General features: G+C 71.1%; 21 protein-coding genes and 3 pseudogenes. 17 read left to right on the top strand and 7 right to left on the bottom strand.

Translation table 11 applies throughout. The annotated features are described in order from the left end of the window. Nucleotides 1-117 precede the first annotated feature (117 nt). Nucleotides 118-300, bottom strand: a complete 183-nt coding sequence (locus tag IG05_RS0106940) for a hypothetical protein (RefSeq protein WP_030340126.1) — start codon at nt 298-300, stop codon at nt 118-120. A gap of 531 nt (nt 301-831) precedes the next feature. Here IG05_RS0106940 and IG05_RS0106935 point away from each other — a divergent pair. Continuing rightward, on the top strand, nt 832-2,172 hold the full coding sequence (locus IG05_RS0106935) for an esterase-like activity of phytase family protein (RefSeq protein ID WP_030340124.1): 1,341 nt from the start codon (nt 832-834) through the stop codon (nt 2,170-2,172). Nucleotides 2,173-2,259: 87 nt separating this feature from the next. Here IG05_RS0106935 and xylA read toward each other — a convergent pair whose 3' ends face one another. Continuing rightward, nucleotides 2,260-3,426, bottom strand: coding sequence for a xylose isomerase (xylA, locus tag IG05_RS0106930; RefSeq protein ID WP_030340123.1), 1,167 nt, complete (start codon nt 3,424-3,426; stop codon nt 2,260-2,262). A 155-nt stretch (nt 3,427-3,581) separates the two neighbouring features. Between xylA and xylB the strand changes: the two genes are divergently transcribed. From xylB to IG05_RS49055, 10 genes and pseudogenes are all read left to right on the top strand, one after another. Next, nucleotides 3,582-5,027 carry a xylulokinase gene (xylB, locus tag IG05_RS0106925; RefSeq protein WP_030340121.1) on the top strand — a complete coding sequence of 482 codons (1,446 nt, stop codon included), beginning with the start codon at nt 3,582-3,584 and terminating at the stop codon, nt 5,025-5,027. Nucleotides 5,028-5,078: 51 nt separating this feature from the next. Beyond that, nucleotides 5,079-6,287 carry an ROK family transcriptional regulator gene (locus IG05_RS0106920; protein ID WP_030340120.1) on the top strand — a complete coding sequence of 403 codons (1,209 nt, stop codon included), beginning with the start codon at nt 5,079-5,081 and terminating at the stop codon, nt 6,285-6,287. Nucleotides 6,288-6,746: 459 nt separating this feature from the next. Further along, nucleotides 6,747-7,760: an acetamidase/formamidase family protein gene (locus tag IG05_RS0106915; protein ID WP_030340118.1), complete on the top strand. Its 1,014-nt coding sequence runs from the start codon at nt 6,747-6,749 to the stop codon at nt 7,758-7,760. 120 nt (nt 7,761-7,880) lie between these two features. Continuing rightward, nucleotides 7,881-8,486: an N-acetylmuramoyl-L-alanine amidase gene (locus tag IG05_RS0106910; protein WP_030340116.1), complete on the top strand. Its 606-nt coding sequence runs from the start codon at nt 7,881-7,883 to the stop codon at nt 8,484-8,486. A gap of 103 nt (nt 8,487-8,589) precedes the next feature. Beyond that, complete coding sequence (locus tag IG05_RS0106905) at nt 8,590-9,897, top strand: GAF domain-containing protein (protein ID WP_030340115.1); 1,308 nt, start codon at nt 8,590-8,592, stop codon at nt 9,895-9,897. A 56-nt stretch (nt 9,898-9,953) separates the two neighbouring features. Further along, complete coding sequence (locus tag IG05_RS0106900) at nt 9,954-11,477, top strand: aldehyde dehydrogenase family protein (protein WP_030340113.1); 1,524 nt, start codon at nt 9,954-9,956, stop codon at nt 11,475-11,477. 703 nt (nt 11,478-12,180) lie between these two features. After that, nucleotides 12,181-12,362 (top strand): annotated as a pseudogene (locus tag IG05_RS50510) (hypothetical protein); the annotation flags it as partial. Between the two features lie 448 nt (nt 12,363-12,810). Next, on the top strand, nt 12,811-12,906 hold the full coding sequence (locus IG05_RS49060; protein ID WP_234335776.1) for a cytochrome P450: 96 nt from the start codon (nt 12,811-12,813) through the stop codon (nt 12,904-12,906). A gap of 13 nt (nt 12,907-12,919) precedes the next feature. Further along, entirely contained in the window at nt 12,920-14,140 is a 1,221-nt protein-coding gene (locus tag IG05_RS0106885) for a cytochrome P450 family protein (protein WP_030340110.1), read from the top strand. 144 nt (nt 14,141-14,284) lie between these two features. Continuing rightward, nucleotides 14,285-14,576 (top strand): annotated as a pseudogene (locus tag IG05_RS49055) (IS982 family transposase); the annotation flags it as partial. A gap of 48 nt (nt 14,577-14,624) precedes the next feature. Here IG05_RS49055 and IG05_RS0106875 read toward each other — a convergent pair. Next, nucleotides 14,625-15,449, bottom strand: coding sequence for a maleylpyruvate isomerase family mycothiol-dependent enzyme (locus IG05_RS0106875; RefSeq protein ID WP_030340107.1), 825 nt, complete (start codon nt 15,447-15,449; stop codon nt 14,625-14,627). A gap of 373 nt (nt 15,450-15,822) precedes the next feature. Between IG05_RS0106875 and IG05_RS49920 the strand changes: the two genes are divergently transcribed. Both IG05_RS49920 and IG05_RS47690 read left to right on the top strand, forming a co-directional pair. Then, nucleotides 15,823-15,957, top strand: coding sequence for a hypothetical protein (locus IG05_RS49920; protein WP_267881729.1), 135 nt, complete (start codon nt 15,823-15,825; stop codon nt 15,955-15,957). Between the two features lie 147 nt (nt 15,958-16,104). Beyond that, on the top strand, nt 16,105-16,257 hold the full coding sequence (locus IG05_RS47690) for a hypothetical protein (protein WP_158838802.1): 153 nt from the start codon (nt 16,105-16,107) through the stop codon (nt 16,255-16,257). A 6-nt stretch (nt 16,258-16,263) separates the two neighbouring features. On the opposite strand, the gene IG05_RS43595 is transcribed toward IG05_RS47690, so the two are convergent. Next, on the bottom strand, nt 16,264-16,920 hold the full coding sequence (locus tag IG05_RS43595) for a PadR family transcriptional regulator (RefSeq protein ID WP_051789573.1): 657 nt from the start codon (nt 16,918-16,920) through the stop codon (nt 16,264-16,266). A gap of 81 nt (nt 16,921-17,001) precedes the next feature. On the opposite strand from IG05_RS43595, the pseudogene IG05_RS50505 reads away from it, so the two are divergent. Next, nucleotides 17,002-17,239 (top strand): annotated as a pseudogene (locus tag IG05_RS50505) (hypothetical protein); the annotation flags it as partial. 97 nt (nt 17,240-17,336) lie between these two features. Here IG05_RS50505 and IG05_RS0106855 read toward each other — a convergent pair. Continuing rightward, the gene (locus IG05_RS0106855; RefSeq protein ID WP_030340103.1) at nt 17,337-18,113 is read right to left on the bottom strand and encodes a DUF4097 family beta strand repeat-containing protein; all 777 of its coding nucleotides are present in this window, start codon (nt 18,111-18,113) and stop codon (nt 17,337-17,339) included. A gap of 140 nt (nt 18,114-18,253) precedes the next feature. Further along, entirely contained in the window at nt 18,254-18,751 is a 498-nt protein-coding gene (locus tag IG05_RS0106850; RefSeq protein WP_030340102.1) for a MarR family winged helix-turn-helix transcriptional regulator, read from the bottom strand. 238 nt (nt 18,752-18,989) lie between these two features. Between IG05_RS0106850 and IG05_RS0106845 the strand changes: the two genes are divergently transcribed. After that, nucleotides 18,990-20,696, top strand: coding sequence for an MFS transporter (locus IG05_RS0106845; protein ID WP_051789571.1), 1,707 nt, complete (start codon nt 18,990-18,992; stop codon nt 20,694-20,696). Between the two features lie 79 nt (nt 20,697-20,775). Here the strand turns inward: IG05_RS0106845 and IG05_RS0106840 are convergent, their stop codons facing one another. Beyond that, nucleotides 20,776-21,564, bottom strand: a complete 789-nt coding sequence (locus tag IG05_RS0106840; RefSeq protein WP_037813157.1) for an SDR family NAD(P)-dependent oxidoreductase — start codon at nt 21,562-21,564, stop codon at nt 20,776-20,778. A 380-nt stretch (nt 21,565-21,944) separates the two neighbouring features. Between IG05_RS0106840 and IG05_RS0106835 the strand changes: the two genes are divergently transcribed. Both IG05_RS0106835 and IG05_RS0106830 read left to right on the top strand, forming a co-directional pair. Continuing rightward, nucleotides 21,945-22,400: a DUF1772 domain-containing protein gene (locus IG05_RS0106835; RefSeq protein ID WP_030340097.1), complete on the top strand. Its 456-nt coding sequence runs from the start codon at nt 21,945-21,947 to the stop codon at nt 22,398-22,400. Nucleotides 22,401-22,468: 68 nt separating this feature from the next. Further along, entirely contained in the window at nt 22,469-23,098 is a 630-nt protein-coding gene (locus IG05_RS0106830) for a class I SAM-dependent methyltransferase (protein WP_051789569.1), read from the top strand. The last annotated feature ends 285 nt before the right edge of the window (nt 23,099-23,383 follow it).

Raw genomic sequence — 23,383 nt, 5'->3', positions numbered from 1 at the left:
GGCGGCGCCTCCCGTGCCGCTCGTGGAGCCGTGCCGCGGGTGGCCGTGCGGCCCCCGACGGCTCGGCCGGCCCGCGCCGGTGCCTCGCCGACCGGTCCCGCGCCGTGCGCCGGGGCCTCAGCGGCCGAGCTCCTTGCGGGTGACCCGGCGCAGCCTGCGCCGCTGCGAGGGGTCCAGGGCGAGGTACGCGGCCACCGGGACGCCCACGACGATCAGGAACGCCACCCACCAGGGCAGCCATATCAGCAGGATCAGCCCGACCGCCACGCCACCTGCGGCGATCTTCGCGTTCATCGACATGAGCGTCGCCTCCTCCGCGGCCACTGCCGCTCTCTGATCTGAGAACGGCCTCCCGCTCCCCGCGGTTCCACGCGCCGCCCCTGAGACATCCCTGAGAGCCGCCCCCTAGGAGCCTCTCCTCGCAGGAGAATCTCGCGGTGGCTCCCGACAGGGAAAGCGGCCGGGAAGGCGGACGAGCGGCCGGAGTTCCACCGCGGCGGCAGCCGGTGGACCGTCCGGGGCGCGGGCGTTCAGCTGCGGCTCGACCGCGAGGGCCGCTGATCGCCGTACCGCGACGAGGCAGGTCGCCGGGCGCCGGCAGGCGGGGCGGGCCCTCATCCCGCGACGGCCCCGGCCCTCGGCACGGCCCAGGACGACCGAGCGGGAAGACCTCCGACATCCGGTCCTCACAGGGCCGGCACGATCCGGTCCCCACGGAGCCGGCACGATCCGATCAGCCGCGGTCGCCGGCCGTTCACCGCGAGGTCGGCGGGCGTTCCCGCGGGGGCCCGAAGGTGGCCGCAGCCAACGACCTTGCTCCCAGGAGGCCCGATGTCCCCGCATGCCGCCGGCCGGCGCAGCGTCCACCGTTCCGTCGCCACCGGCCTGCCGCTGGCCCTGGCCGCCGTCCTCGTGGCCGCGGGGACGGCCACGGCGGCGCCGTCCGGGAACGCCCGCGTCGTCCGCACGGCGACCCTCGGCGAGATCCCGCTCGGCGCGTTCAGCAACGCGCTGCTGCCCGGCAGCGTGGCCGACGACCGCGGGGTGAAGCTGGGCGGCATCGGCAGCGATGTCTACCCGGCGGGCCGCAAGGACGAGTACTGGACGGTGACCGACCGCGGCCCCAACGGTCAGATCAAGGTCGGCGGCAAGAAGCGGCGCACCTTCCCGGTGCCCGGTTTCGACCCCGCGATCGTGCGGATCCGGGTCTCCGGTGACAGGGTCGAGGTCGTCGACGCCATACCGCTGACCACCTCGTCCGGGAAGGCCGTCACCGGACTGCCGAACCAGCAGGGCCGGGACGAGGCGCCGTACACCTACGACGCGAGCACGCCGCTCTCCTACGATCCGGACGGCCTGGACACCGAGGGCATCGTCCGGGCCGGGGACGGCAGTTTCTGGCTCGTGGACGAGTACGGGCCGTCCCTGGTGCACGTCTCCGCGCGCGGGAGGGTCCTCGCCCGCTACGTGCCCAAGGGGCTCGGTCTGACCGGTGCGGACTACCCGGTGGTGGAGGCGCTGCCGGCCATCCTGCTGCACCGGAAGACGAACCGGGGCTTCGAGGGGCTGGCGCTGCTTCCCGGCGGAGACCTGGTGATGGCTCTGCAGAGCCCGCTCTCGCTGCCGGACGCGGACGCGGGGGACGCCTCGCGCACCACGCGACTGCTGCGCTTCTCACCGCGGCTGAAGGCCGTCACGGCCGAGTACGCCTACCGTTTCGACCCGGTGGGCGTGGTCGACCCGGGCGAGGACGACCCCTCCGAGCTGAAGATCTCGTCGGTGGTGGCGGTCGGCCGCGACCGGCTGCTGGTCGAGGAGCGCACCGACAAGGCGGCCCGGCTGCAGCTGGTCAGGCTGCGGAAGACGTCCGACATCCTCGGCGGCCCGTGGGACGACGACACGACGTCGCCCTCGCTGGAGCAGCTGGGCGACCCGGCGGCCGCGGGCGTGCCGGTGCTGTCCAAGCGGCTCGTGGTGGACCTGGGCGAGGTCGCCGGGGTGCCCGGGAAGATCGAGGGCATCGCGCGCGTGGACGACGACACGCTCGCGCTCGTCAACGACAACGACTTCGGGATGACCGACGGGACGGGCGCGTTCGACGCCCAGGGCCGGCTGGTCGACAGCGGGGTCAGGACGACCGTGACGTACGTGCGGCTGCCCGGGAAGCGGTGACACCGGCCTCGGGGCCGGCAGGAGGGCCGGGGTGAGACGCTGCCACTCACCCCGGCCCCTCTGCGCCCGCCCCGGCCCTTTCTCCGGTCAGCCGCGCGCGCCCAGCAGGTGGTCCATGGCCAGCTGGTCGAGACGTTCGAAGGCCATCCCGCGCGCGGCGGCCGCCTCGACGTCGAAGTCCTCGAAGGCCGCGCGGTCGGCGAGCAGCGCCTGCAGGCCGTCGGCCGCGGTCGGCCGGGCCAGTTCGTCCAGGCGCGACGCGCGGAGCGCCTCCTGGACCTCCGGGTCGGCGCGGAAGGCGGCCGCCCGCTCCTTGAGGATGAGGTAGTTGCGCATGCAGCCCGCCGCCGACGCCCACACGCCGTCGAGGTCCTCGGTCCGCGGCGGCTTGAAGTCGAAGTGGCGCGGCCCGTCGTAGCCGGCGCTCTCCAGGAGATCGACGAGCCAGAAGGCGGCCCGCAGGTCACCCGCGCCGAACCGCAGGTCCTGGTCGTACTTGATCCCGGACTGGCCGTTGAGGTCGATGTGGAAGAGCTTGCCCGCCCACAGGGCCTGCGCGATGCCGTGCGGGAAGTTCAGCCCGGCCATCTGCTCGTGGCCGACCTCCGGGTTGACGCCGTACAGCTCGGGCCGCTCCAGGCGCTCGATGAAGGCCAGCGCGTGCCCGACGGTGGGCAGCAGGATGTCGCCGCGGGGCTCGTTCGGCTTGGGCTCGATGGCGAACCTCAGGTCGTAGCCCTGTGAGGTGACGTACTCGCCGAGGAGGTCGAAGGCCTCCTTCATCCGGTCCAGGGCGGCGCGTACGTCCTTCGCGGCTCCGGACTCGGCGCCCTCGCGGCCGCCCCAGGCGACGTACGTCCGCGCGCCCAGTTCGGCCGCCAGGTCGATGTTGCGGATCGTCTTGCGCAGGGCGTAGCGGCGCACGTCGCGGTCGTTGGCGGTGAACGCGCCGTCCTTGAAGACGGGGTGCGTGAAGAGGTTCGTGGTGGCCATGGGGACGGTCATCCCGGTGGCGTCCAGGGCCTGGCGGAACCGCTTGACGTGCGACTCGCGCTCGGTGTCCGAGGAGCCGAAGGGGATCAGGTCGTCGTCGTGGAAGGTCACTCCGTGGGCGCCGAGCTCCGCCAGGCGCCGCACCGTCTCGACCGGGTCGAGGGCGCGGCGGGTGGCGTCACCGAACGGGTCCCTTCCCTGCCAGCCGACGGTCCACAGGCCGAAGGTGAACCTGTCCTCGGGGGTGGGCTGGTAGTTCATGCCGCGGCTCCTTGCTGCGTACGACTATTCGTCATGGCGGTTTACAAATTAGTATGCCGACGCACCGCTGGGAAGAGACAAGATGTCTTCGACAGCAAGGTGTCTTCGACAGCCCACCGCACATTCCCGCGGAGCCGCGGAAGAGGGAGAGCCCGATGTCAGCAGTCGAGGGTCCGCTCGTCGTCGGGGTGGACACGTCCACCCAGTCCACGAAGGCACTGATCGTCGACGTGGCCACCGGCCAGGTGGTGGCCTCCGGCCAGGCCCCGCACACCGTGACCTCCGGGGCGGGCCGGGAGAGCGATCCGCGCCAGTGGTGGGACGCGCTGTGCGCGGCGCTGCGCCAGTGCGGTGACGCGGCGCACGAGGCGGCGGCGGTGTCGATCGGCGGCCAGCAGCACGGCCTGGTCACCCTGGACGAGCACGGCGAGCCGGTGCGCCCGGCACTGCTGTGGAACGACGTCCGCTCGGCACCGCAGGCCCGCCGCCTGGTGGAGGAGCTCGGCGGCCCGAAGGCCTGGGCGGAGCGCACCGGCAGCGTGCCCGCGGCGTCCTTCACGGCCACCAAGTGGGCGTGGCTCGCCGAGCAGGAGCCGGAGGCGGTCCGCGCGACCCGAGCGGTACGGCTCCCCCACGACTACCTCACCGAGCGCCTGACCGGGCAGGGCACGACCGACCGCGGCGACGCCTCGGGCACCGGCTGGTGGGCGTCCCGGAAGGAGGCGTACGACGAGGAGACCCTGGCGCACATCGGTCTCGACCCGGCGCTGCTGCCCCGGGTGGTGCGTCCCGGCGAGGTGGCCGGCACCGTGCGGGACAGCCACGACCTGCCGTTCTCCAAGGGCACCCTGGTGGCCCCGGGCACCGGCGACAACGCGGCGGCGGCGCTGGGCCTCGGCCTCAGGCCAGGCACCCCGGTGCTGAGCCTCGGCACCTCCGGCACGGTCTACGCCGTCTCCAGACGCCGCCCCACCGATCCCACCGGCACGGTGGCCGGCTTCGCCGACGCGCGCGGGGACTGGCTGCCGCTGGCCTGCACCCTGAACTGCACCCTCGCGGTGGACCGGGTCGCGGCCCTGCTGGGCCTGGACCGGGAGGCCGTGGCACCCGGCGGCTCGGTGACGCTGCTGCCCTACCTCGACGGCGAGCGCACCCCCAACCTTCCGCACGCCTCCGGGCTGCTGCACGGGCTGCGCCACGACACCACCGCGGGGCAGCTGCTCCAAGCCGCGTACGACGGCGCGGTGCACGCCCTGCTCGGGGCGCTGGACCTGGTCCTCGACGAGGACGCGGACCGCAGCACCCCCCTGCTCCTGATCGGCGGCGGCGCCCGGGGTACGGCCTGGCAGCAGACGGTGCGCCGGCTCTCCGGGCGGCCCGTCCAGGTACCGGAGGCCGGGGAACTGGTCGCCCTGGGCGCGGCGGCACAGGCGGCCGGACTGCTGACCGGCGAGGATCCCGCGGCGGTGGCCCGCCGCTGGAACACGGCCGCGGGTCCGGTCCTGGAGCCCGTGGAGCCGGACGGGTCGACGCTCGAACGGATCAGCGGGGTACTCTCCGACGCGGCCCCGCTGTTGGAGCGGGAGACCCGCACCCAGTGACCGAGCCGCCCGCCCGCCGCCGGGCGGCAGACACCGAGGATTGACGGAGGCATGACCGCACCGCTGCACGAGGCGCGACCCCCGGGCGCCGGGCGCACCCTGCCGGACACCCAGCAGGGCATGCGCCGGCGCAACCTCGCCCGGGTGATGCACGCCGTCAGCGCCGAGGGTTCGCTGTCCCGGGCAGCGGTCGCGTCCCGGATCGGACTGACCCGGGCCGCGGTGTCGACGCTGGTGGACGAGCTGATCCGCTGGGGGCTGGTGGAGGAACTCGGCCCCGAGCGGCCGGGCCGGGTCGGCCGGCCCGGGTCCGCGCTGGCGGTGAGCGGCCGGGGGCCGGCCGGGATCGGGGCGGAGATCGGCGTCGACCACCTCGCGGTGTGCGCGGTCGACCTGCGCGGCGAGGTCCGTGCCCGGGCCGAACGGCGCGGCGCCAACCGGGGCCGTGCCGCCGGGCCCGTGACCGAGGAGCTGACGGCACTGATCCGGCGGGTCGTCGCGGAGGCGGAACAGGCGCAGCTGTGGCCCGCCGGACTCGCGGTCGCCGTGCCGGGGCTGGTGGCCCGGGACGCACGGACGGTCGTACGGGCCCCGAACCTCGACTGGCACGACACCGACCTCGGCCGGCTGCTCCCCGGCGACTGGCCGCTGACCGTGGACAACGAGGCCAACTTCGGGGCGTTGGCCGAGCTATGGCTCGGGCCCGGCACCCCCGGTGACTTCCTGCACGTGTCGGCCGAGATCGGTATCGGTGCCGCGGTCGTCGTCGACGGCCGGCTGCTGCGCGGGACCCGGGGATTCGCGGGCGAGCTGGGCCATGTCCCCGTACGGCCGGACGGACCCGCCTGCCCCTGCGGGAGCCGGGGCTGCCTGGAGCAGTACGCGGGTGAGGAGGCGGTCCTGCGCGCGGCCGGACTGGAGCCGCGCGAGGATCTGGTGGGTCTGCTCGCGCAGCGCGCCGAGGCGGGGGACGCGGCCGTGCAGGCGGCTCTGCGGGACGCCGGTACGGCGCTCGGCATCGCCCTGACCGGAGCGGTGAACCTGCTCGACCCGGAGACAGTGGTCCTGGGCGGCGCCCTGGCCGGCCTCTCCCCCTGGCTGCTGCCGTCCCTGGAGACGGAGCTGACGGGCCGTACGGCGGGCCCGGCCTGCCCGGTGACGGTGTCCCCCCTGGGCCCCCAGGGTCCGCTGCTGGGCGCCGCGCACTCGGTCGTCCGAGCGGTGCTGGACGATCCGGCCGTGGTGGCGGAGCACGCCTGACGCGGCTCCCCGGCCCCGCTCGTCCCCAGGCTCGCCCGATCGGGTGATCGAGTTGTCCACAAGCCTCGACTTGTCCACGGAAGCGCGGCACACCCTTCTGCCCAACCGGCCCGAGCCGTACCGTGAATTCACGCGATGCGCAGCCGACGGACCGTCATGAGCCGTCGGCCGCGCGCGAGATGAGGGAATCACGCAGGCGGCAGGTGTCAGCGGACCGACACGTATGGGGGGACACATGAACGGGGGGCCGATCGGGGGACCGCGGAACGAGGCGATCGGAGCGCGCCAGGTCCAGTTCCGGAGCATCACGGCGAGGGCACCGGCCGCCGCGGTGGCCGCGCCGGTGCCGCCCGGCGCCGCCTTCGCCGGAGGCTGCCCTCCGCCGGCGGTGCCGGCCTCGCCCCGGCCGGCCCGAGGCACCAGCCCGACGACCGCTCCGCGGAAGGGAGCCGAGCCACGATGACCGAGCCCCGGATCCTCACCGTCCGCCCCGAACCGGATCAGTACGCCTGGACGTTCGGCGGGGCAGCACCGTTGGCGCGGATCGCACCCGGTACGGTCCTCGACCTGTACACCGAGGACTGCTTCGCCGGCCGGGTCCGCTCCGAGAAGGACCTCGTGTCCGAGGTCTGCGAGTTCCCCTCCCTCAACCCGCAGACGGGTCCCTTCCACATCGAGGGCGCCGAACCCGGGGACACCGTGGCGGTGCACTTCGTGTCGATCGAACCGGCCCGCGACTGGGCGGCGTCCACGACGGTCCCCCTCTTCGGCGCGCTCACCTCCACCCGGACCACGGCCACGCTGCAGCCACCGCTGCCGGAGCGGGTCTGGATCTGGCAGCTGGACCGCAGCCGCCGGACCGCCCTGTTCCAGGCGCGGGACGGCCACCTCCGGCTGGAGCTGCCCCTGGACCCGATGCACGGCACGGTGGGCGTGGCACCCGCCGGCCTGGAGGTGCGCTCGGCCCTGGTGCCGGACGCGCACGGCGGGAACATGGACACGCCCGAGATGCGGGCCGGCGTCACCTGCTACCTGGGGGTCAATGTCGAGGGCGCCCTGCTCAGCCTCGGCGACGGGCACGCCCGGCAGGGGGAGGGCGAGACCTGCGGGGTGGCCGTGGAGTGCGCGATGAACACGGTGGTGGTCGTCGACCTCCTCAAGGGCGTCGCCACACCGTGGCCCCGTCTGGAGTCGGACACGCACATCATCTCCACCGGCTCGGCCCGCCCGCTGGAGGACGCGTTCCGGATATCCCAGCTCGACCTGGTGCAGTGGCTGGTGCGCGACTACGGGTTCAGCGAGCTGGACGCGTACCAGTTCGCCGGCCAGGCGGTCGAATCACCGCTGGCCAACGTGTGCGACACGAACTACACGTGCGTGGCCAGGCTCCGCAAGGAGTGGCTGCCCGCGCGGGAGACGTACCGCGGTGTGCACGCGCGGCTGCGGGAGACCGCACGGGCCCTGCGCGGCTAGCGGTGACCCCGCCTCGCCGGGTCGCGCCGGCCCAGGCCTGCATTTCGCGCTTCCTTGCCGTACCCCTCCCTTCCCCACTCCCGAACGGTCTTCCGAAGGCATCCCGAAAGGCATCCCGCCATGGACATGGACCGAGCCGAACCGCGGCTCAGCCGGCGCCGGCTGCTGAAGGGCGCGGCGCTCGCCGCCGTCCCCTACGCGCTCCTCCCCGACCCGCGTGCCGGAGCACAGACCGGGTTCGTCGACTACCCGCCGGCCGAGTGGCGGCCGGCGAGCGGCTCCAACTACACGGTGGCCGACCGCCCCGGCGACTACGCGATCGACCGGGTGGTGATCCACGTGACGCAGGAGACGTACACCGACACACTGGCGATCTTCGGCGATCCGGCGAAACAGGTCTCCGCGCACTATGTGGTCCGCTCCGCGGACGGGCACGTCGCGCAGTGCGTGCACGAGGCCGACATCGCCTGGCACGCGGGCAACTGGACGTACAACACGCGCAGCATCGGCATCGAGCACGAGGGCTGGGTGGACCGGCCCGGCTATTTCACCAACGCCCTCTACGAGGAGTCGGCGAAGCTCACGGCGGCGATCTGCGACACGTACGGCATCCCCCGCGACCGGCAGCACATCATCGGCCACTATCAGGTGCCCGGAACCGACCACAGCGACCCGGGGCCGTACTGGGACTGGGTGCGCTACATCAGAATGGTCAACTTCGCCTAGGCCGGGCGGAGCCGCCGTCGCACCGGTTGTCCGCGCGAACACCCGGGGTGACGATGGTCCCAGCCGCCGAGGTACCGCTGTTCCACCGTTCGGGGAGGCCGAGTTGACCGATCCGTGGGTTGCCCTGGAGCCGGGGGCCGACCCCGCCGAGCGCGTCCGGGCGCTGCTCCGGGCGCACGAGACGTTCACGACGGCCGGGACGGTGCCGCGCCCGGTGCGATCGGTGGTGGCGGAGTCGTGGCGGCGCAGCGCGCGGGCCGGTGTCGGGCCGGACGGCACCGCCAGCGTGGAGCTGACCGACGACGACCTCGGGGCTTACCGCACGGAGCATCCGCTGGCCCGGGTGATGCCGCTGTTCCGGGAGTTGCTGGGCACGTTCGCGGCCGACGGCGAGCATCTGCTGGCGGTGTGCGACGCGTCCGGCAGGCTGTTGTGGGTGGAGGGGCACGCGGCGACCCGGCGCCGCGCGGACCGGATGAACTTCGTGCCCGGGGCCCGCTGGTCGGAGAGCGCGGTCGGCACCAACGCGCCGGGTACCGCGGTCGCCGTGGGCCGGCCCGTGCAGGTGTTCGCCGCCGAGCACTTCATACGGCGGGTGCAGCCGTGGACGTGCGCCGCCGCCCCGGTGCACGATCCACGCACCGGACGGGTCCTGGGGGCCGTGGACATCACCGGCGGGGACGGGCTCGCCCATCCGCACAGCCTCGGCTTCGTGCACGCGGTGGCGCGGGCCGCCGAGGCACAGCTCGCCCTGCTCGCCCCGCCGCCCGCCGCCGGGGAGGGGCCGCTGCTGAGCGCGCTGGGCCGGCACGAGGCCGAACTCGTCCTGGGCGGGCGGCGGATCAGGCTCAGCCGCAGGCACAGCGAGATCCTCGTGCTGCTCTCCCGGCATCCCGAGGGTCTGAGCGGTGACGAGCTGCTGTGCTCGCTGTACGCGGACGAGTCGGTGACACCGGTGACCTTGCGGGCCGAACTCGCCCGCCTGCGCAGGCTGCTGGGTCCGGGTCTGCTCGCCTCGCGGCCGTACCGGCTGGCGGCGGCGGTCGAGTCGGACACCGTCGTGGTGGAGCGGCGACTGGAGACGGGGGCGCTCACCTCGGCGGCCAAGGCGTACACCGGGCCACTGCTGCCCGGCTCGCAGGCCCCGGCGATCGTACGGCTGCGGGAACGGCTCGCGGGCGCGCTGCGCACGGCGCTGATCGCACACCGCGATCCCGACCTGCTGGCGGACTGGGCGCACGCACCGTGGGGCGAGGACGACCTCGACGTGTGGCGGGCGCTCGCGGCGGTGCGCCCGACGGCCCCGGTCCGCGCCCGGCTCGCCGCGCTGGAGGCCGAGCTGGGGGTACCGGGCGGCCGGGTACCGGCGCGGACCTGCGGTGCAACGTACGTGCAACGTCCGGGTGCCTAGCCTCGCGCCGGGAGCTGCCCAACGGCGGGCAGCGCTGCACCGGGAGGCAGACCAGCATGACTCGTTACGCGGCGCCGGGCACCGAAGGCGCGATCGTCTCCTACCAGGCACGCTACGACCACTTCATCGGCGGCACCTACGTGCCGCCGGCGCGCGGGCAGTACTTCGAGAACCCGTCGCCGGTCAACGGGCAGCCGTTCACGGAGATCGCGCGCGGTACCGCGGAGGACGTCGAGCGGGCGCTGGACGCGGCGCACGAGGCGGCACCCGGGTGGGGCCGTACGCCGGTGGCCGAGCGCTCCGACATCCTGCTGAAGATCGCCGACCGGATGGAGGCGTACCTGGAGCCGCTGGCGGTGGCCGAGAGCTGGGAGAACGGCAAGCCGGTGCGGGAGACGCTGGCCGCCGACATCCCGCTGGCGATCGACCACTTCCGCTACTTCGCGGGGGTGATCCGGGCGCAGGAGGGTTCACTGGGCGAGCTGGACGACGACACGGTGGCGTACCACTTCCACGAGCCGCTCGGGGTCGTCGCGCAGATCATCCCGTGGAACTTCCCGATCCTGATGGCCGCCTGGAAGCTGGCGCCGGCGCTGGCCGCGGGGAACGCGGTGGTCCTCAAGCCGGCCGAGCAGACCCCGGCCTCCATCCACTACTGGCTGAGCCTGGTCGCGGACCTGCTGCCGCCGGGCGTGCTGAACATCGTCAACGGTTTCGGTGTGGAGGCGGGCAAGCCGCTGGCGTCGAGCCCGCGGGTGGCGAAGGTCGCGTTCACCGGGGAGACCACGACCGGGCGGCTGATCATGCAGTACGCCTCGGAGAACATCAGGCCGGTCACCCTGGAGCTCGGCGGGAAGTCGCCGAACATCTTCTTCGACGACGTGTGGGCGCACGACGACGACTTCCGCGACAAGGCGCTCGAAGGCTTCACGATGTTCGCGCTCAACCAGGGCGAGGTCTGCACGTGTCCGTCCCGCGCGCTGGTCCAGCGCGGTCACTACGCGGAGTTCCTGGAGGCGGCCGTCGAACGCACCCGGCGCATCAAGCCGGGCCATCCGCTGGACACCGACACCATGATCGGCGCCCAGGCCTCCAACGACCAGCTGGAGAAGATCCTCTCCTACCTGGACATCGGCCGCCAGGAGGGCGCGAGGATCCTCACGGGCGGCGAACGCGTGGAGTACGACGGTGAGTTGAAGGGCGGCTACTACGTCCAGCCGACCGTCTTCGAGGGCGACAACCGGATGCGGATCTTCCAGGAGGAGATCTTCGGTCCGGTCGTCTCGGTGGCCTCCTTCACCGACTTCGACGACGCGATCAAGATCGCCAACGACACGCTGTACGGCCTGGGCGCGGGCGTGTGGACCCGGGACATGAACACCGCCTACCGCGCGGGCCGCGCGATCCAGGCGGGCCGGGTATGGACCAACTGCTACCACGCCTACCCCGCACACGCGGCGTTCGGCGGCTACAAGCAGTCCGGGATCGGCCGCGAGACCCACAAGATGATGCTGGAGCACTACCAGCAGACCAAGAATCTGCTGGTGTCATACTCGCCGAAGAAGCTCGGCTTCTTCTAGAAACATGCGAAAGGGCGCCTGACCTGGGTTTTCACCCGTCAGGCGCCCTTCGTGCAACCCGCTCTCGACCGGGCCCGGCTTGCGTGCTAACTCCCAATTCCTCCCACGACTGCACCCCTCCTGACCAGTGCTTCCGGACCAGTCACGGACCAAGCCCCTGGTTCAGCCTTCGGGTACGTCACCGCGGATCGGAATACGTCGCGCCGGGGCATACCAAGCCGGGCGTGATCGTGGCGAAGGCATCAGTCAGGAAACGCGCTACTTGTGACGGCTGTCGAGGGCCGCGCTATGCCGTAGGGATGAGGTATCCCGATGGCGGAGGGCCGACCGCTGACGAGCGAGTCCGGCGTGAGGGGATCCGGTCGGCGGTCTCCGATCCGATCGAGGCGCGGGCCAGTGACCGGGAGGTGGCCCGGCAAGGGTCTCTAGCGGACCAACATAGGGGCTGGCCGGCGCGACTGGAGAACGAGGCCGCGCCGTGCCGTCCTCACGAACACCCCGATCCCGTTGTCGATCAGCCGGCTCAGATCGCGCGCAACGACACGCTCGGAGACGGGGTCCCGCGCGATGGTGTAGTCGATCACCGTGCGGGTGTGCGCGGGCGGATGCCCGGGGCGTGCATCCGGTGACGGTCTCCGCTCCCTGCGCATGAGGCAACCACCGTGCAACTCTCCATGGTGAAGGGAACAGTTCGACGCAGGAGGTGCGCGGTGGCCGGCCCGGCTTACTCCGCCTGTCGGAGTCACTACGTTCGGCGGACGGACTCGAACTCGTGCGGAGTGTGGCCGAGCGATGCTGCAGGAGCTGATCGAGTCCGAGGCCGCGGTCCGGATCGGCGCCAAGTGGAACGAGCACACCAAGGCCCGCACCGCCTACCGCAACGGGCTCCTGCGGCTGGTCACCGCCATGCTCTTTCGAGATGCACGACGAAGGAATCGCCTTGCCCCGGCCGCTACCTGCCGAAGGCAGCATGGACGAGATCTACGCCGGCGAGCGCCCTCACCAACACCGGGTTCTCCGGAGACCTGCACGCAGGCGATGCCTCCGTCCGCGAGGCCCAGGACAACGTCTTCCACCGCGACGCCCGTCGGCGAACTTCGTGATGACCTACCCGACCCGGCCGGTCGACATCGGCGGCTTCCTGCTTCCGGCCGACCGCCGGTGGTCATCAGTTACGCCGCCTGCAACAACGACCCACGCTGGGATCCCACCGGCCGCTGGGCAATCGGGCCCACCTCACCTGGGGAGCCGGCCCGCACAGCTGCCCGGCAGATCGCATGCGTACCTCATCGCTGAAGCCGCCATCCTCCACGTCCTCGACGCTCTGCCCGAGATGGACCTCGACGGCCACCGGGACGACGTCGTCTGGCGCCCCGCTCCCTTCCACCGCTGCCTGGCCGCCCTGCCCGTCATCTTCCCCACGAGCTGAAAGAGACCTCACCGTGTCCGAACAGCAGATACTCGTCCTCGACCCGACCGGATCCGACCCAGACGCCGAACACCAGGCCCTGCGCGAGCGCGGCCCGGCGACGCTGGTGGACATCCTCGGCGTGCGCGCCTGGTCGGTCTCCGACCCGGCCTTCCTCAAGCATCTCCTGACCAGCAAGGACGTCTCCAAGGACGGCCGCGCCCACTGGCCGGCCTTCGCCGAGACCGTCGCCACCTGGCCACTGGCCCTGTGGGTCGCGGTGGAGAACATGTTCACCGCCTACGGCAAGGATCACAGCCGCCTGCGCCGCATGGTTGCCCCCGCCCTCTCCGCCCGCCGCACCGCCGCCCTCCAGGCGGACATCGAGGCCCTCGTCGACGGCATCCTCGACGCCCTCCCGGTCGGCGAGACGGTCGACCTGCGCGAGCACCTCGCCTACCCGCTCCCGATCGCTGTCATCGGCAAGCTCATGGGCGTCCCCGCCGACCAGCGCGCCGAACTCCGCACCGTGGTGGACAACGTGTTCGCCACCCATCTCTCCGCCGAGGAACAGGCCGCGAACACCGCCGCCCTCTACAGCCTGCTGGACGTCCTGATCGAGACCAAGCGCACCGAGCCCGGTGAGGACATGACCTCGCTGCTGATCGCCACCCGCGACGAGGAAGACGGCTCCGCCCTCAGCCACGCCGAGCTACGCGACACGCTCCTGCTGATGATCAGCGCCGGATACGAGACCACCGTCAACGTCATCGACCAGGCCATCACCACCCTGCTGACCGATCCCCAGCAGCTCGCCCACATCCGGGGAGGCCGCTGCACCTGGCAGGACGTCGTCGAGGAGACCCTGCGCCACCAACCCGCGGTCAAGCACCTTCCCCTGCGCTACGCCCGCACCGACATCCCGCTCCCCGACGGCCAGACGATCAAGGCCGGCGAGGCGATCCTCGCCTCCTACGCCGCCGCCAACCGCCACCCCGACTGGCACGAGGAGGCCGACCGTTTCGACGCCACCCGCCCCAGCAAGGAACACCTCGCCTTCGGACACGGCGTTCACTTCTGCCTCGGTGCCCCGCTGGCCCGACTCGAAGTCGCCACCGCGCTGCGCCTGCTCTTCGAACGCTTCCCCGACGCCCAACTCGCCACGGGGCGAACGGCGCTGAAGAGGCTGCCGAGCCTCATCAGCAACGGACACGCCTCCGTCCCCGTGCGCCTGCGCCCGATGTCGGGCCACTGACCGATACCGACGGGGAAGACCACCATGACTGCCCCCGCCCCCGACCCCACCGCTCACCCGGCCGGGAGGCGCATCGCCCAGCACGTGGTGAGAGCCGGCTGGGTGATGCGCCCACTTCCGGCCCAGGTTCCCCATGAACCCTGCGGTCGCGACTTCGAGCGGCAGCTTGCCGACCTCGGTGTCCGGCTGCTGCGGCCGGCCCGCAAGGGCGAACCCGAACGGGCCTGAGCCGAGTTGTTCAAGCCGCTGCGGCAGCTGATCGAGTCCGTCAACCAGACCCTCACAACCCAACTGAACCTCGAACGCCGCGGTGGCCGCACGCCCGGCGGGGTGGCCGTCCGTGTCCTGCACCGGCTCCTCGCCCTGACCACGGCAATCTGGCACAACCACCACACCAGTAGCCGCGGCCATCCGCTCCCTGACCGCCCACGACCACCGACCTTGGGGTCAGTCACCAGTAGGGCTTGATCCAGGAAGGCCATGGTCAGGGTGCGTTGAACAGGGTGGGGAAGCGGGGGGCGAGCCAGGGTTTGCGGCCCCAGGCGAGCACATCTCCGCGGGCCATGGCCTGCCACGGGCCCAGACGTCCCAGCGCGATGAGAAGAAAAGCGACCGGCTCGGTGAGGATGGTGCAGTCCGAACGCTCGGGCGGGTCAGGAAGCACCTCGACCGTGCCGTCGGTGAAGGTGACCCCGAATGCCGCGCCGCCCCGGATACGCAAGGTGTAACGGGCCGTCAGCGCGGAGGCGGCGACGATGCGCGGCATCGCCGCCTTCAGGAACGGCAGGCACAACCCGACCCGCATCTCGTTGATCATGTGCGGCCGACGCAGCCCACGGGCGAGATCGTAACCGTGGCCCAGCATGTGGGTCAGCAGGTACGAGGCGAGAACGTCCTGGTCCATAGGACCGAGCGGGGTCAGGAGCGTCCGGCCCGCGGTCCCGTCCGCCATGGCTCGGTCCACCGCGTCCAGGAACACGTCGGCCCGCTCCACGATCATCGCGGCCAGCGGTTCCGCCCCGCGCTCGGGAAACTCGATGAGACTCTGTGCATTGGCCGCCGCGAGGCTCTGCGGCGTGCCGTCCCCGTAGAGGCGTTCTCGGCCGGACGCGAGATCGGCCATCAGGCCGTTGGCCAGTACCAGGTGGGCGGCCGTCTCGCCGACGGTCCACTCCAACCCCGGTACCGGAACGGTCATGTCCGTCGCGCCGTCCAGGAGCGCGGCGATGGCAGTGGCGGTCTCCCGTATCGCCTGACCGAGTCCTTCCGGCAGGGAGTCCCTGGTTCTCGTCTGCGTTCCCCGCTCCACGCCGCTCGTTCTCCTCGTGTCTCCGTGATCACGCACCTGTAGGGCGGTACAGAACCAGACCCACCGGTCCCCGGCAAGGGTCCTGGGCGCCCGCATGTCGGGCACTTCGAGAACAGAGACCATCGGGAGAACGTGCTCACCGACCTGGTGCCCGCACCGAACGGCCCGGAGCCGCACCACCTTCACGAACGCCGCCACCGTCATCACCGCCCCGGGCGTCTCCGGCACCACCACAGGTTTCTCCGCGGACATGCTTCCCGCAGTGGCTATACCACCGGCGCTCGGGGGGCGTGCCCTGATCCCACGCCACCACGCGGCGCGCCCAGGCGCAAAGGCTGCGAGTCGGGTCAGGTCTCGGTCCAGGATCCGGACCATGCACGGACCAGCGATGCGCACGCTGCCCAGCCTCATGCCATTTCACCTGGTGAGTGCCATGCAAGACGTGTACCACCAGCAGACGAAGAACCTGCTCGTGTCGTACTCGCCGAAGAAGCTGGGCTTCTTCTAGGCCTCCAGGGGCCGTCCAGGTTCACCCGGAAAAGTATCCGTACACGGGAGCTACGGCGTGTTCGGAGGCATGGTGAGTCTGCGACCAGAAGGCACGGGCCCGGATGCGCGGCGACAGGGTGGAGGTGGCTCCGGCGCGGTCCGCACCGTGAGTGCGGACCGGATCGCGGAGGCCGACGCCGGGTCCGAGGAGCCGGAGGCCGACTGGCACCAATGTCTCGATGCCACCCTCACTCCGCTCGCGTCCATGGTGGCGTCGATCCTGTCGCTCGCGGCCCTGAACCAGCGGCGCAGGGCCTGAGCACGGTCAGCTCGTGGGACCGCCCCGGCCGAGCTTGGCCGTCACCTCCTCCAGGAGTCGCGCGCCCTCCCACAGCACGTCGTCCGGGGTGGATCCGGACCGGAGCAGCTGCTGTGCGGCTGTGGTGAGGTCGTCGAGCCTCTGCTGGAAGAGCATCCTGGCGGAAGGCTGCGGATCAGGCGGGAGCGATACGATCCAGCTGAGTCCGCGGTGCTCGTCCAAGCCGAGCGGCGGCCGTTCCCTCGCGGATCCGAACTGCTTCCGGAAATCGCCGACGATCTCCTCGACCGCGCTGCGGATGGGGTCGCTCAGGTTTTCCACCGGAGCCGCGGGAGCCGCCGGGCTCTGCGCGGCACCCTGTCCGACGGGTCGCCCGGCGGTACGGGAGGGGCTTTCGGCGGCCTGCAGGCGTTCCAGCTCCTGCCGGCCGGCCGGCGTGAGCCGGTAGACCTTGTGGCCGTTGGCCGTCTCATGGCTGAGCAGGCCCTCGGCCTCCAGCTGGCGCAGCCGCGGATAGACGGTGCCGGGCGAGGGGCGGTAGGCGCCGGCGAACCGCTCGCTCAGCTTGGTGAGCAGTCCGTAACCGTGGCTGGGCTGCTGATCGAGCAGGGCCAGCAGGTGGTGCCGTATCTCTCCGTGGGAGAAGCGGAGGTTGTCGCTCATCTGTCCGTTCCTCCTGGAAGACTGGTGCCGGGGGGCTTCCTTGCGTGCGCGAGATGAGGCGAGGGAGTCCGCAGGCCGGTTGTGGTGCCTGACCTGGACTCCCTCGCCACCGCACTCTATGTGAAGACCGACGGCCTGCTGAAGAGATCGCCGCGTCCAGCCCCGCGGTGTCCCCGAGACCGGCATCGCGCGCCGGCTGGGTGACGCCGGCCTGGTCACCCTCTCCGCGACGCGGGCCGAAGCCTTGACGCGAGCCGAAACCGCGACGTGGGCCCGAGTCCTGACGCGGGCCCTGCTCGGGTTCGGCTCCGGTCGAAGAGGCCGGCCGAGGGCCGGCGGCACCGGCGGGCGCCGCTTCCGCGAGGGGCCAGGACACGCGAAGCTGCCCCCCTCCGCACAGGACGCCCGACGGGGAGCTAGTCCGCGATGCCGGTACTTTCGGTGTCGTCGAGCCTGCCGCCGTTGAGCAGTACGACGCGGCCGGAGACGCTGCTGGCCCAGATCGAGGCGCTGCCGCTGCCGATGTCTCCCTTGGCCTTGTGGTGTCCCGGCATCTTGACCGGGACGATGCCCTCGAACTGACTGGAGACCCGTCCGTTGACGGACTCCAGGTGAACCCTGGCGTCAGCCGTCTCCGGCAGGCAGATGCTGATGTCACCCGACACGCTCGACAGTTTCAGCGCCCGGGTCCTGCGGGGTGTGGCGTACAGGGCGACCGTGCCGGACACCGACCGGATCTCGACGTCGCCACTCAGGTCGATGGCGTCCACGTGCCCCGAGGAGGTCTCCACCTCGACCGCGCCGGACAGCCGGTCCAGCGTGGTCTCGCCCTCCCCGTTGTGCACCTGGACCTCGCCCCGGCTGCCGCCGGCCAGTACGTCGGCGGAGACGGACCACAGGTCGAGAGCGCAATCGCGCGGTACGGCGAGGTATATGACGGCGTGTTGAGGGGGCCGGTGGCGCAGCCGGCCCCTCACCAACTGCTGCATGCCGGTGCCGTGGTGCCCCAATAAGAGCAGACCGTCCTGGTGCTGGACACTGATCGGGTGCTGGTCGATCTCGGAGACGTCCAGCGTGACGTTGTCGTCGTCCGTCCCGATCACCTGGATGCGCCCCCTGGCGATGAAGGACCGGATGGCTGCCACCCCCTCCAGCGTCATGCGCCGCGGCCGATCGATCTTCAAGTGCGTCATCGCGCTCCTTCGTTCCCATGGACCGCCACGCCTGGTTCGGAATCGATGAAGCCCCGGCGGGGATATCTCTGACGGGGGACAGAGGTATCCCCACCGAGGCGGCCAGTGGGCGGTTACCTTGATCGGTATCCGGTGCGGTGTCAGCTGCGGGCAGCAGGCATCCCGGTGCTCTGCTGGAGCTTCGTGGCCTCGTTGTGGGTGGTCTCCGCCGCGTGGCTGACGAAGTCGAGCACGAGTGCCAGCTCGTGGTCGGCGTAGCGGGAGCACAGCTCCATCATCGAGTCCGTTATCGAGCCGAAGAGTCCGACGACCTTGTCGGGCACGTTCGGGTTGACAACGATGATCACCTTTCGCCGGTCGTTCGGATCCTGCTCCCGGGTCACCAGTCCGGCCTTCTCCAGGCGGTTGATCACGCCGGTGATGGCGCCGGAGGTGAGTCCGGAGACCTCGGCCAGCCGACCCGCGGTGACCGGTCCGGGACCGGAGGACGCGAGGTCGAGACACTTCAAGTCGGTCGGGCTGATGCCCAGTCGGTCGGCGATCGCCTGGTGGAACAGGACGGTCTCACCACTGAGGCGACGCAGCTTCCAGGAGAGGGCACCGACGAGATCCTCCCTCGGGGGCAGGCCAGTTGACATGTGTGCTAAAGCCTCCCTAATATCTTGGCTCCTAAGCTAAGATACTTCATAGCGGTCGACTTCTCAACCGAGCCGCTCCTTCTTCTGACACTCCCTCACCCAGGTCCAACTCCCCCTGTTCACAAGGGGAACCACCGTGGATCCTGCCGGATCGGGGCGGCACGCAGCTGCCTGTCCCACCCGCGACTGTTACGCGGTACGACCGTCGGGCCGTAAGCCAAGCAACGAGGAGACTGATGTGACTGCAACCGATGTGGAAGTGCCCGCCGGCCCGGGCGGCTCGGACCGGAACTCCCGGCGATGGTGGGCCCTCATCGCCCTGCTCCTGGCGAGCTTCATGGACCTGCTCGACGGGACCATCGTGAACGTGGCCATCCCGTCTCTGCAGAGGGACTTAGGGACGAGCGACTCCGACGCCCAGTGGGTGGCGTCCGGGTACGCGCTGGCGTTCGCGCTGGTGCTGATCACCGGCAGCCGGCTGGGAGACATCTTCGGCCGCAAGAACCTCTTCGTGATCGGCGTGGCCGGTTTCGTGCTCTCCTCGGCCCTGTGCGGAGCGGCCCAGGGCCCCGGAATGCTGATCGCCGCCCGGGTGCTGCAGGGCGCGATGGCCGCCCTCATGGTGCCGCAGGTGCTCTCCACCCTGATGGCGACCTTCCCGCCCAAGGAAGGGGCCATGGTGGCCGGCATGTTCGGCGGGGTCTCCGGCCTCGCCGTGGTCAGCGGGCCGATGCTCGGCGCGCTGCTGATCAAGGCCGACGTGTTCGGCCTGGAGTGGCGCTCGATCTTCCTGGTCAACATCCCGGTCGGGATCATCGCGCTGGTCGGCGCCGTCCTGTACGTGCAGAACACCAGGTCCGAGCATGTGCAGCGGATCGACATCGTGGGCAGCCTGCTGGTCACGGCGGCCATGCTGCTGCTGGTCTACCCCCTGCTGAAGGGGCGGGACCTGGGGTGGCCGGCGTGGACGTACGTGTCCATGGCGCTGTCGCTTCCGGTGCTCGCGCTCTTCGCCTTCGTGCAGATCCGCAAGGGCCGCGCCGGCAAGTCTCCGCTGGTCGAGATGAGCCTCTTCCGCAAGCTCCCGTTCAACGCGGGTCTGCTCATCGGGTTCCTGTTCTTCGCCGGGCTGATCGGGTTCTTCTTCGTCTTCATGATGTACCTGCAGATCGGCCGCGGCTTCGAGATCATGCACGCGGGCCTCACCGCCCTGCCCTGGTCGCTCGGCATGGCCGTCGGATCGGCGGTCTCCGGCGCGGTCCTCGCCCCCAGGCTCGGCCGCAAGCTGCTCAGCATCGGGGCGCTGGTCATGTGTGCCGCCTTCGTCGCGCTCATCCTGACGCTGCACTACGAGGGGACCAACGCCTCGTCCTGGGAGATGCTGCCCAGCCTGGTGGTGGCCGGCCTCGGCATGGGGGCCGTGGTCTCCTCGCTGTTCGGCATCGTGCTGGCGGCCGTGGAACCGCGGGAGATCGGGTCCGCGTCGGGTCTGGTGAACGCGATCACCCAGATCGGGGCCTCGGCCGGCATCGCCATCCTCGGCGTCGTCTTCTTCACGTTGCTCGGCTCCCAGTCCACCGGTATCGCGGACCGGGTGGCCCCGCAGCTGCGGGCGGAGATGTCGGCGGCGCATGTGTCGGGCCCGGTCCAGGACAAGGTGATCTCGACCTTCCGGTCCTGCTACCACGACCGGATGGTGGCGAAGGACCCGTCGCAGACGCCGGCGAGCTGCGGTGGAGCCAGTTCCGGGGGCGGGACGACCGCCCAGGTGCCGGACTCCGTCACCAAGCGGATGGCAGCGGCGTTCGAGCACGCCGGGTCCCGGGCGAACGGGGAGAACTTCACCCTGGCGCTCCAGCGCACCCTGTGGTGCGCGGCGGGAGCCATGCTGCTGGTCTTCCTGCTCTCCTTCCTCCTCCCGGCCCGCGCACGGCAGTGGGGATAGGAACCGGGAGCACTGACCCGGGGGGAGCCAGGACCTCCACGTCCCGGCTCCCCCGCGATCAGCCGCCGTAGCCCGCGTCCTAACGCCCCCACAGACGTTCGAAGACGCGGTAGGACACCGAGCGCGGCAGGATCCTGCTCAGCTTGACGGCCGCCCGGTAGTGCCGCCCGGGGATGCAGACCGGATCCCCGGACCGCACCGCCGCGATCGCCTCGCGGGCCACCTCGTCCCGGTCGAGCCAGACGAACTCCGGCAGGCGGATGCTGCGCGTCCCGCCGTGCGCCCCGCCCTCACCGCGCCGGACGAAACCGGGGCAGAGCACTGTGGCGTGGACACCGGACGTGCGTGCCTCGCAGTACAGCGTCTCCGTCATCGACGTCAGGAAGGCCTTGGTCGCGGCATAGGTCGCGCCCTGGGGCTGAGGGAGGAAGCCGGCGATGGACGAGACGTTGAGGATGCCGCCGTGCCGACGGGGAATCATCGCGGACAGCGCCGCGTGGGTCAGCCGCAGCGGTGCCAGCACGTTGAGGTCCACCTTCCCCAGCTCGTACTCCAGCGGCTGGTCCGCCAGCGGCCGGGGTGGCCGGGAGCCCGCACCGGCGTTGTTGACGAGCAGGTCGACCGGACGGTCGGGGTCGGTCAGCCGCTCGGCGACCGCGGCCAGCTCCTCCGGCACGGTGAGGTCGGCCGTCAGCACCTCGACGGACACCTGGTACCGGCCGCGGAGCTCCTCGGCCAGGCTCTCCAGGCGGTCACCGCGTCTCGCGACCACCACCACATCGGCCCCCTCCTCCGCCAGCCGCCGGGCCAGGCTCTGACCGATGCCGCTGGATGCCCCGGTCACCAGGGCGGATGTGTAGGTCACCATCCGGTGCCACCTCGTCTCTCGCCGGGCGCTCGCCAACCGGGCGGAGACGGAGCGCACGCCATTGTTTTGGCGGAGATGCTGGCCAATGGAACTAGCGCACCGCTGGACAACGGTAAGGCGGCGATACCCCCGCGAGTCCCGTCGGCCGCGGTGATCCGGCCCCGCGGGCGGGAGCTGCGTACTTCCGCCGGCCGATCATGGTTTTCGGATGGATCTGGGCCATCGTTCCCACCCGACAACAAGGCGTGAACCTTAACCCAATGGTATCGGATCAGTTCCGATCGACGTGAAACCTTCCGTTCCGTCACCGCCGCGTCCATTGAGCTGCTAGTGCGCTTACCGAGCATCTGTCGGAGCGCGTGAGAGAGAGGGAATCTCCAGTGGTGCAGCTTGTCGGAGTCGCGGTCCTGATCGGCAGCGGCCTAATATCCGGAGTCTTCTTCGCAGTGGCCGTCAGTGTTCTGCCGGCGCTGAACGCGATGACACCCGACCGCTATCTGCAGGCCCATTCTCTGCTGGGCAGGGGGTATCACCCGACCATGCCGCTCTTGGTCAATGCGACCCTGGCGGCAGACATCGTGTTGGCCGTGGTGGCACCGTCCGCGGCCATCCGTTCCCTGCTGATCACATCGATCATCGGAATCGTGGTGGTGGAGGCGGTCTCGCACCTCTGCAACGTGCCCCTGAACAAGGCGGTCAGGGGCACGGACGCCGGTGCGGTCCCGGTCGACTGGCAGGATCCCCGGCCCCGATGGCGTATGTGGCACCGGGTCAGAACCGTTGCGGCGCTCGTGGTCCTGCTGCTCAACAGCCTCGCGATCACGCTCGCCAACTGACGGCGCCCCACCGGGCCGGTGCGGGTCCGACCTCACACATGGGCAACACCCAGCCGAAGGGAACTGGCATGAGACCGTGGTTCTACACCTGGCTGTACAAGCGAGGAGCAGCGTGGGAGCGGGTCGGTGTCAGCCCCGAGCTGCGTGAGCTCGTCGCCGAGGGGCGCATCAAGGCCCCGTCACAGTCCGAACGCCGGCCGCGCGCCGTTGACCTGGGCTGCGGCACCGGATCCAACGCGGTGTTCCTCGCCCAGAACGGCTTCGACGTCGTGGGAGTCGACTTCACCGAGTTCGCCCTGTCACGGGCCCGGGCGCGGGCCCGTGAGGCGGGCGTCGGACAGCACTGCCGGTTCGTCAACGCGGACCTCTCGGCGGCGGAGATCCCGGGTGTCGACGGGCCGTTCGACCTGCTGGTCGACTACGGGACGCTGGACGACACCACCGGTCCCGTGAAGCGCGGCATGGTGAACACCGTGCTGCGGCTCGCGCGCCCCGGGTCGCAGTTCTTCCACTGGTGCTTCGAGGCGGACAAGAAGGATCTGCCCTGGGTGGCTCGCAAGAGGATGTCCAGGCTTCTCCACACGGTCATGACGCCGGGAGAATCGCAGCGCCTTTTCGGCCACGCCTTCGAGATCGAACGGCTCCCCGCTCCGCCCAGGCCCGCGCATGCCGCCTGCTTTCTCATGGTGCGTCGCTGAGAAAACCAGCGGGATCAGGCCAGCGCGCGGTTTGGCGGGCGCCTGCACGAGCTCACGAGTCCGCACCACAACCACACAATCGGAGCCGTCACCAAAAGGCAAAAACCGAAGGTGAAACTGTCTGGAGTCAGCGACTGACAGCTATGCTGTGCCGCACGATCGTGCCAGCATCCACGAGATATCTGACGCCCGAGCTCCATGGACGTGACCGGTCCGGCCGGCGTCATCGGCTGGAACCATGCGTATGCGAGCATTCGAGGCTCAACGGACGGGGGTCTGCATGCG

The organism is Streptomyces sp. NRRL S-1022 (genome assembly GCF_000720135.1).
Lineage (GTDB): Bacteria > Actinomycetota > Actinomycetes > Streptomycetales > Streptomycetaceae > Streptomyces.
Note: the sequence above shows the minus strand (reverse complement) of the source record. Positions and strands in the feature narration are given on the sequence as shown.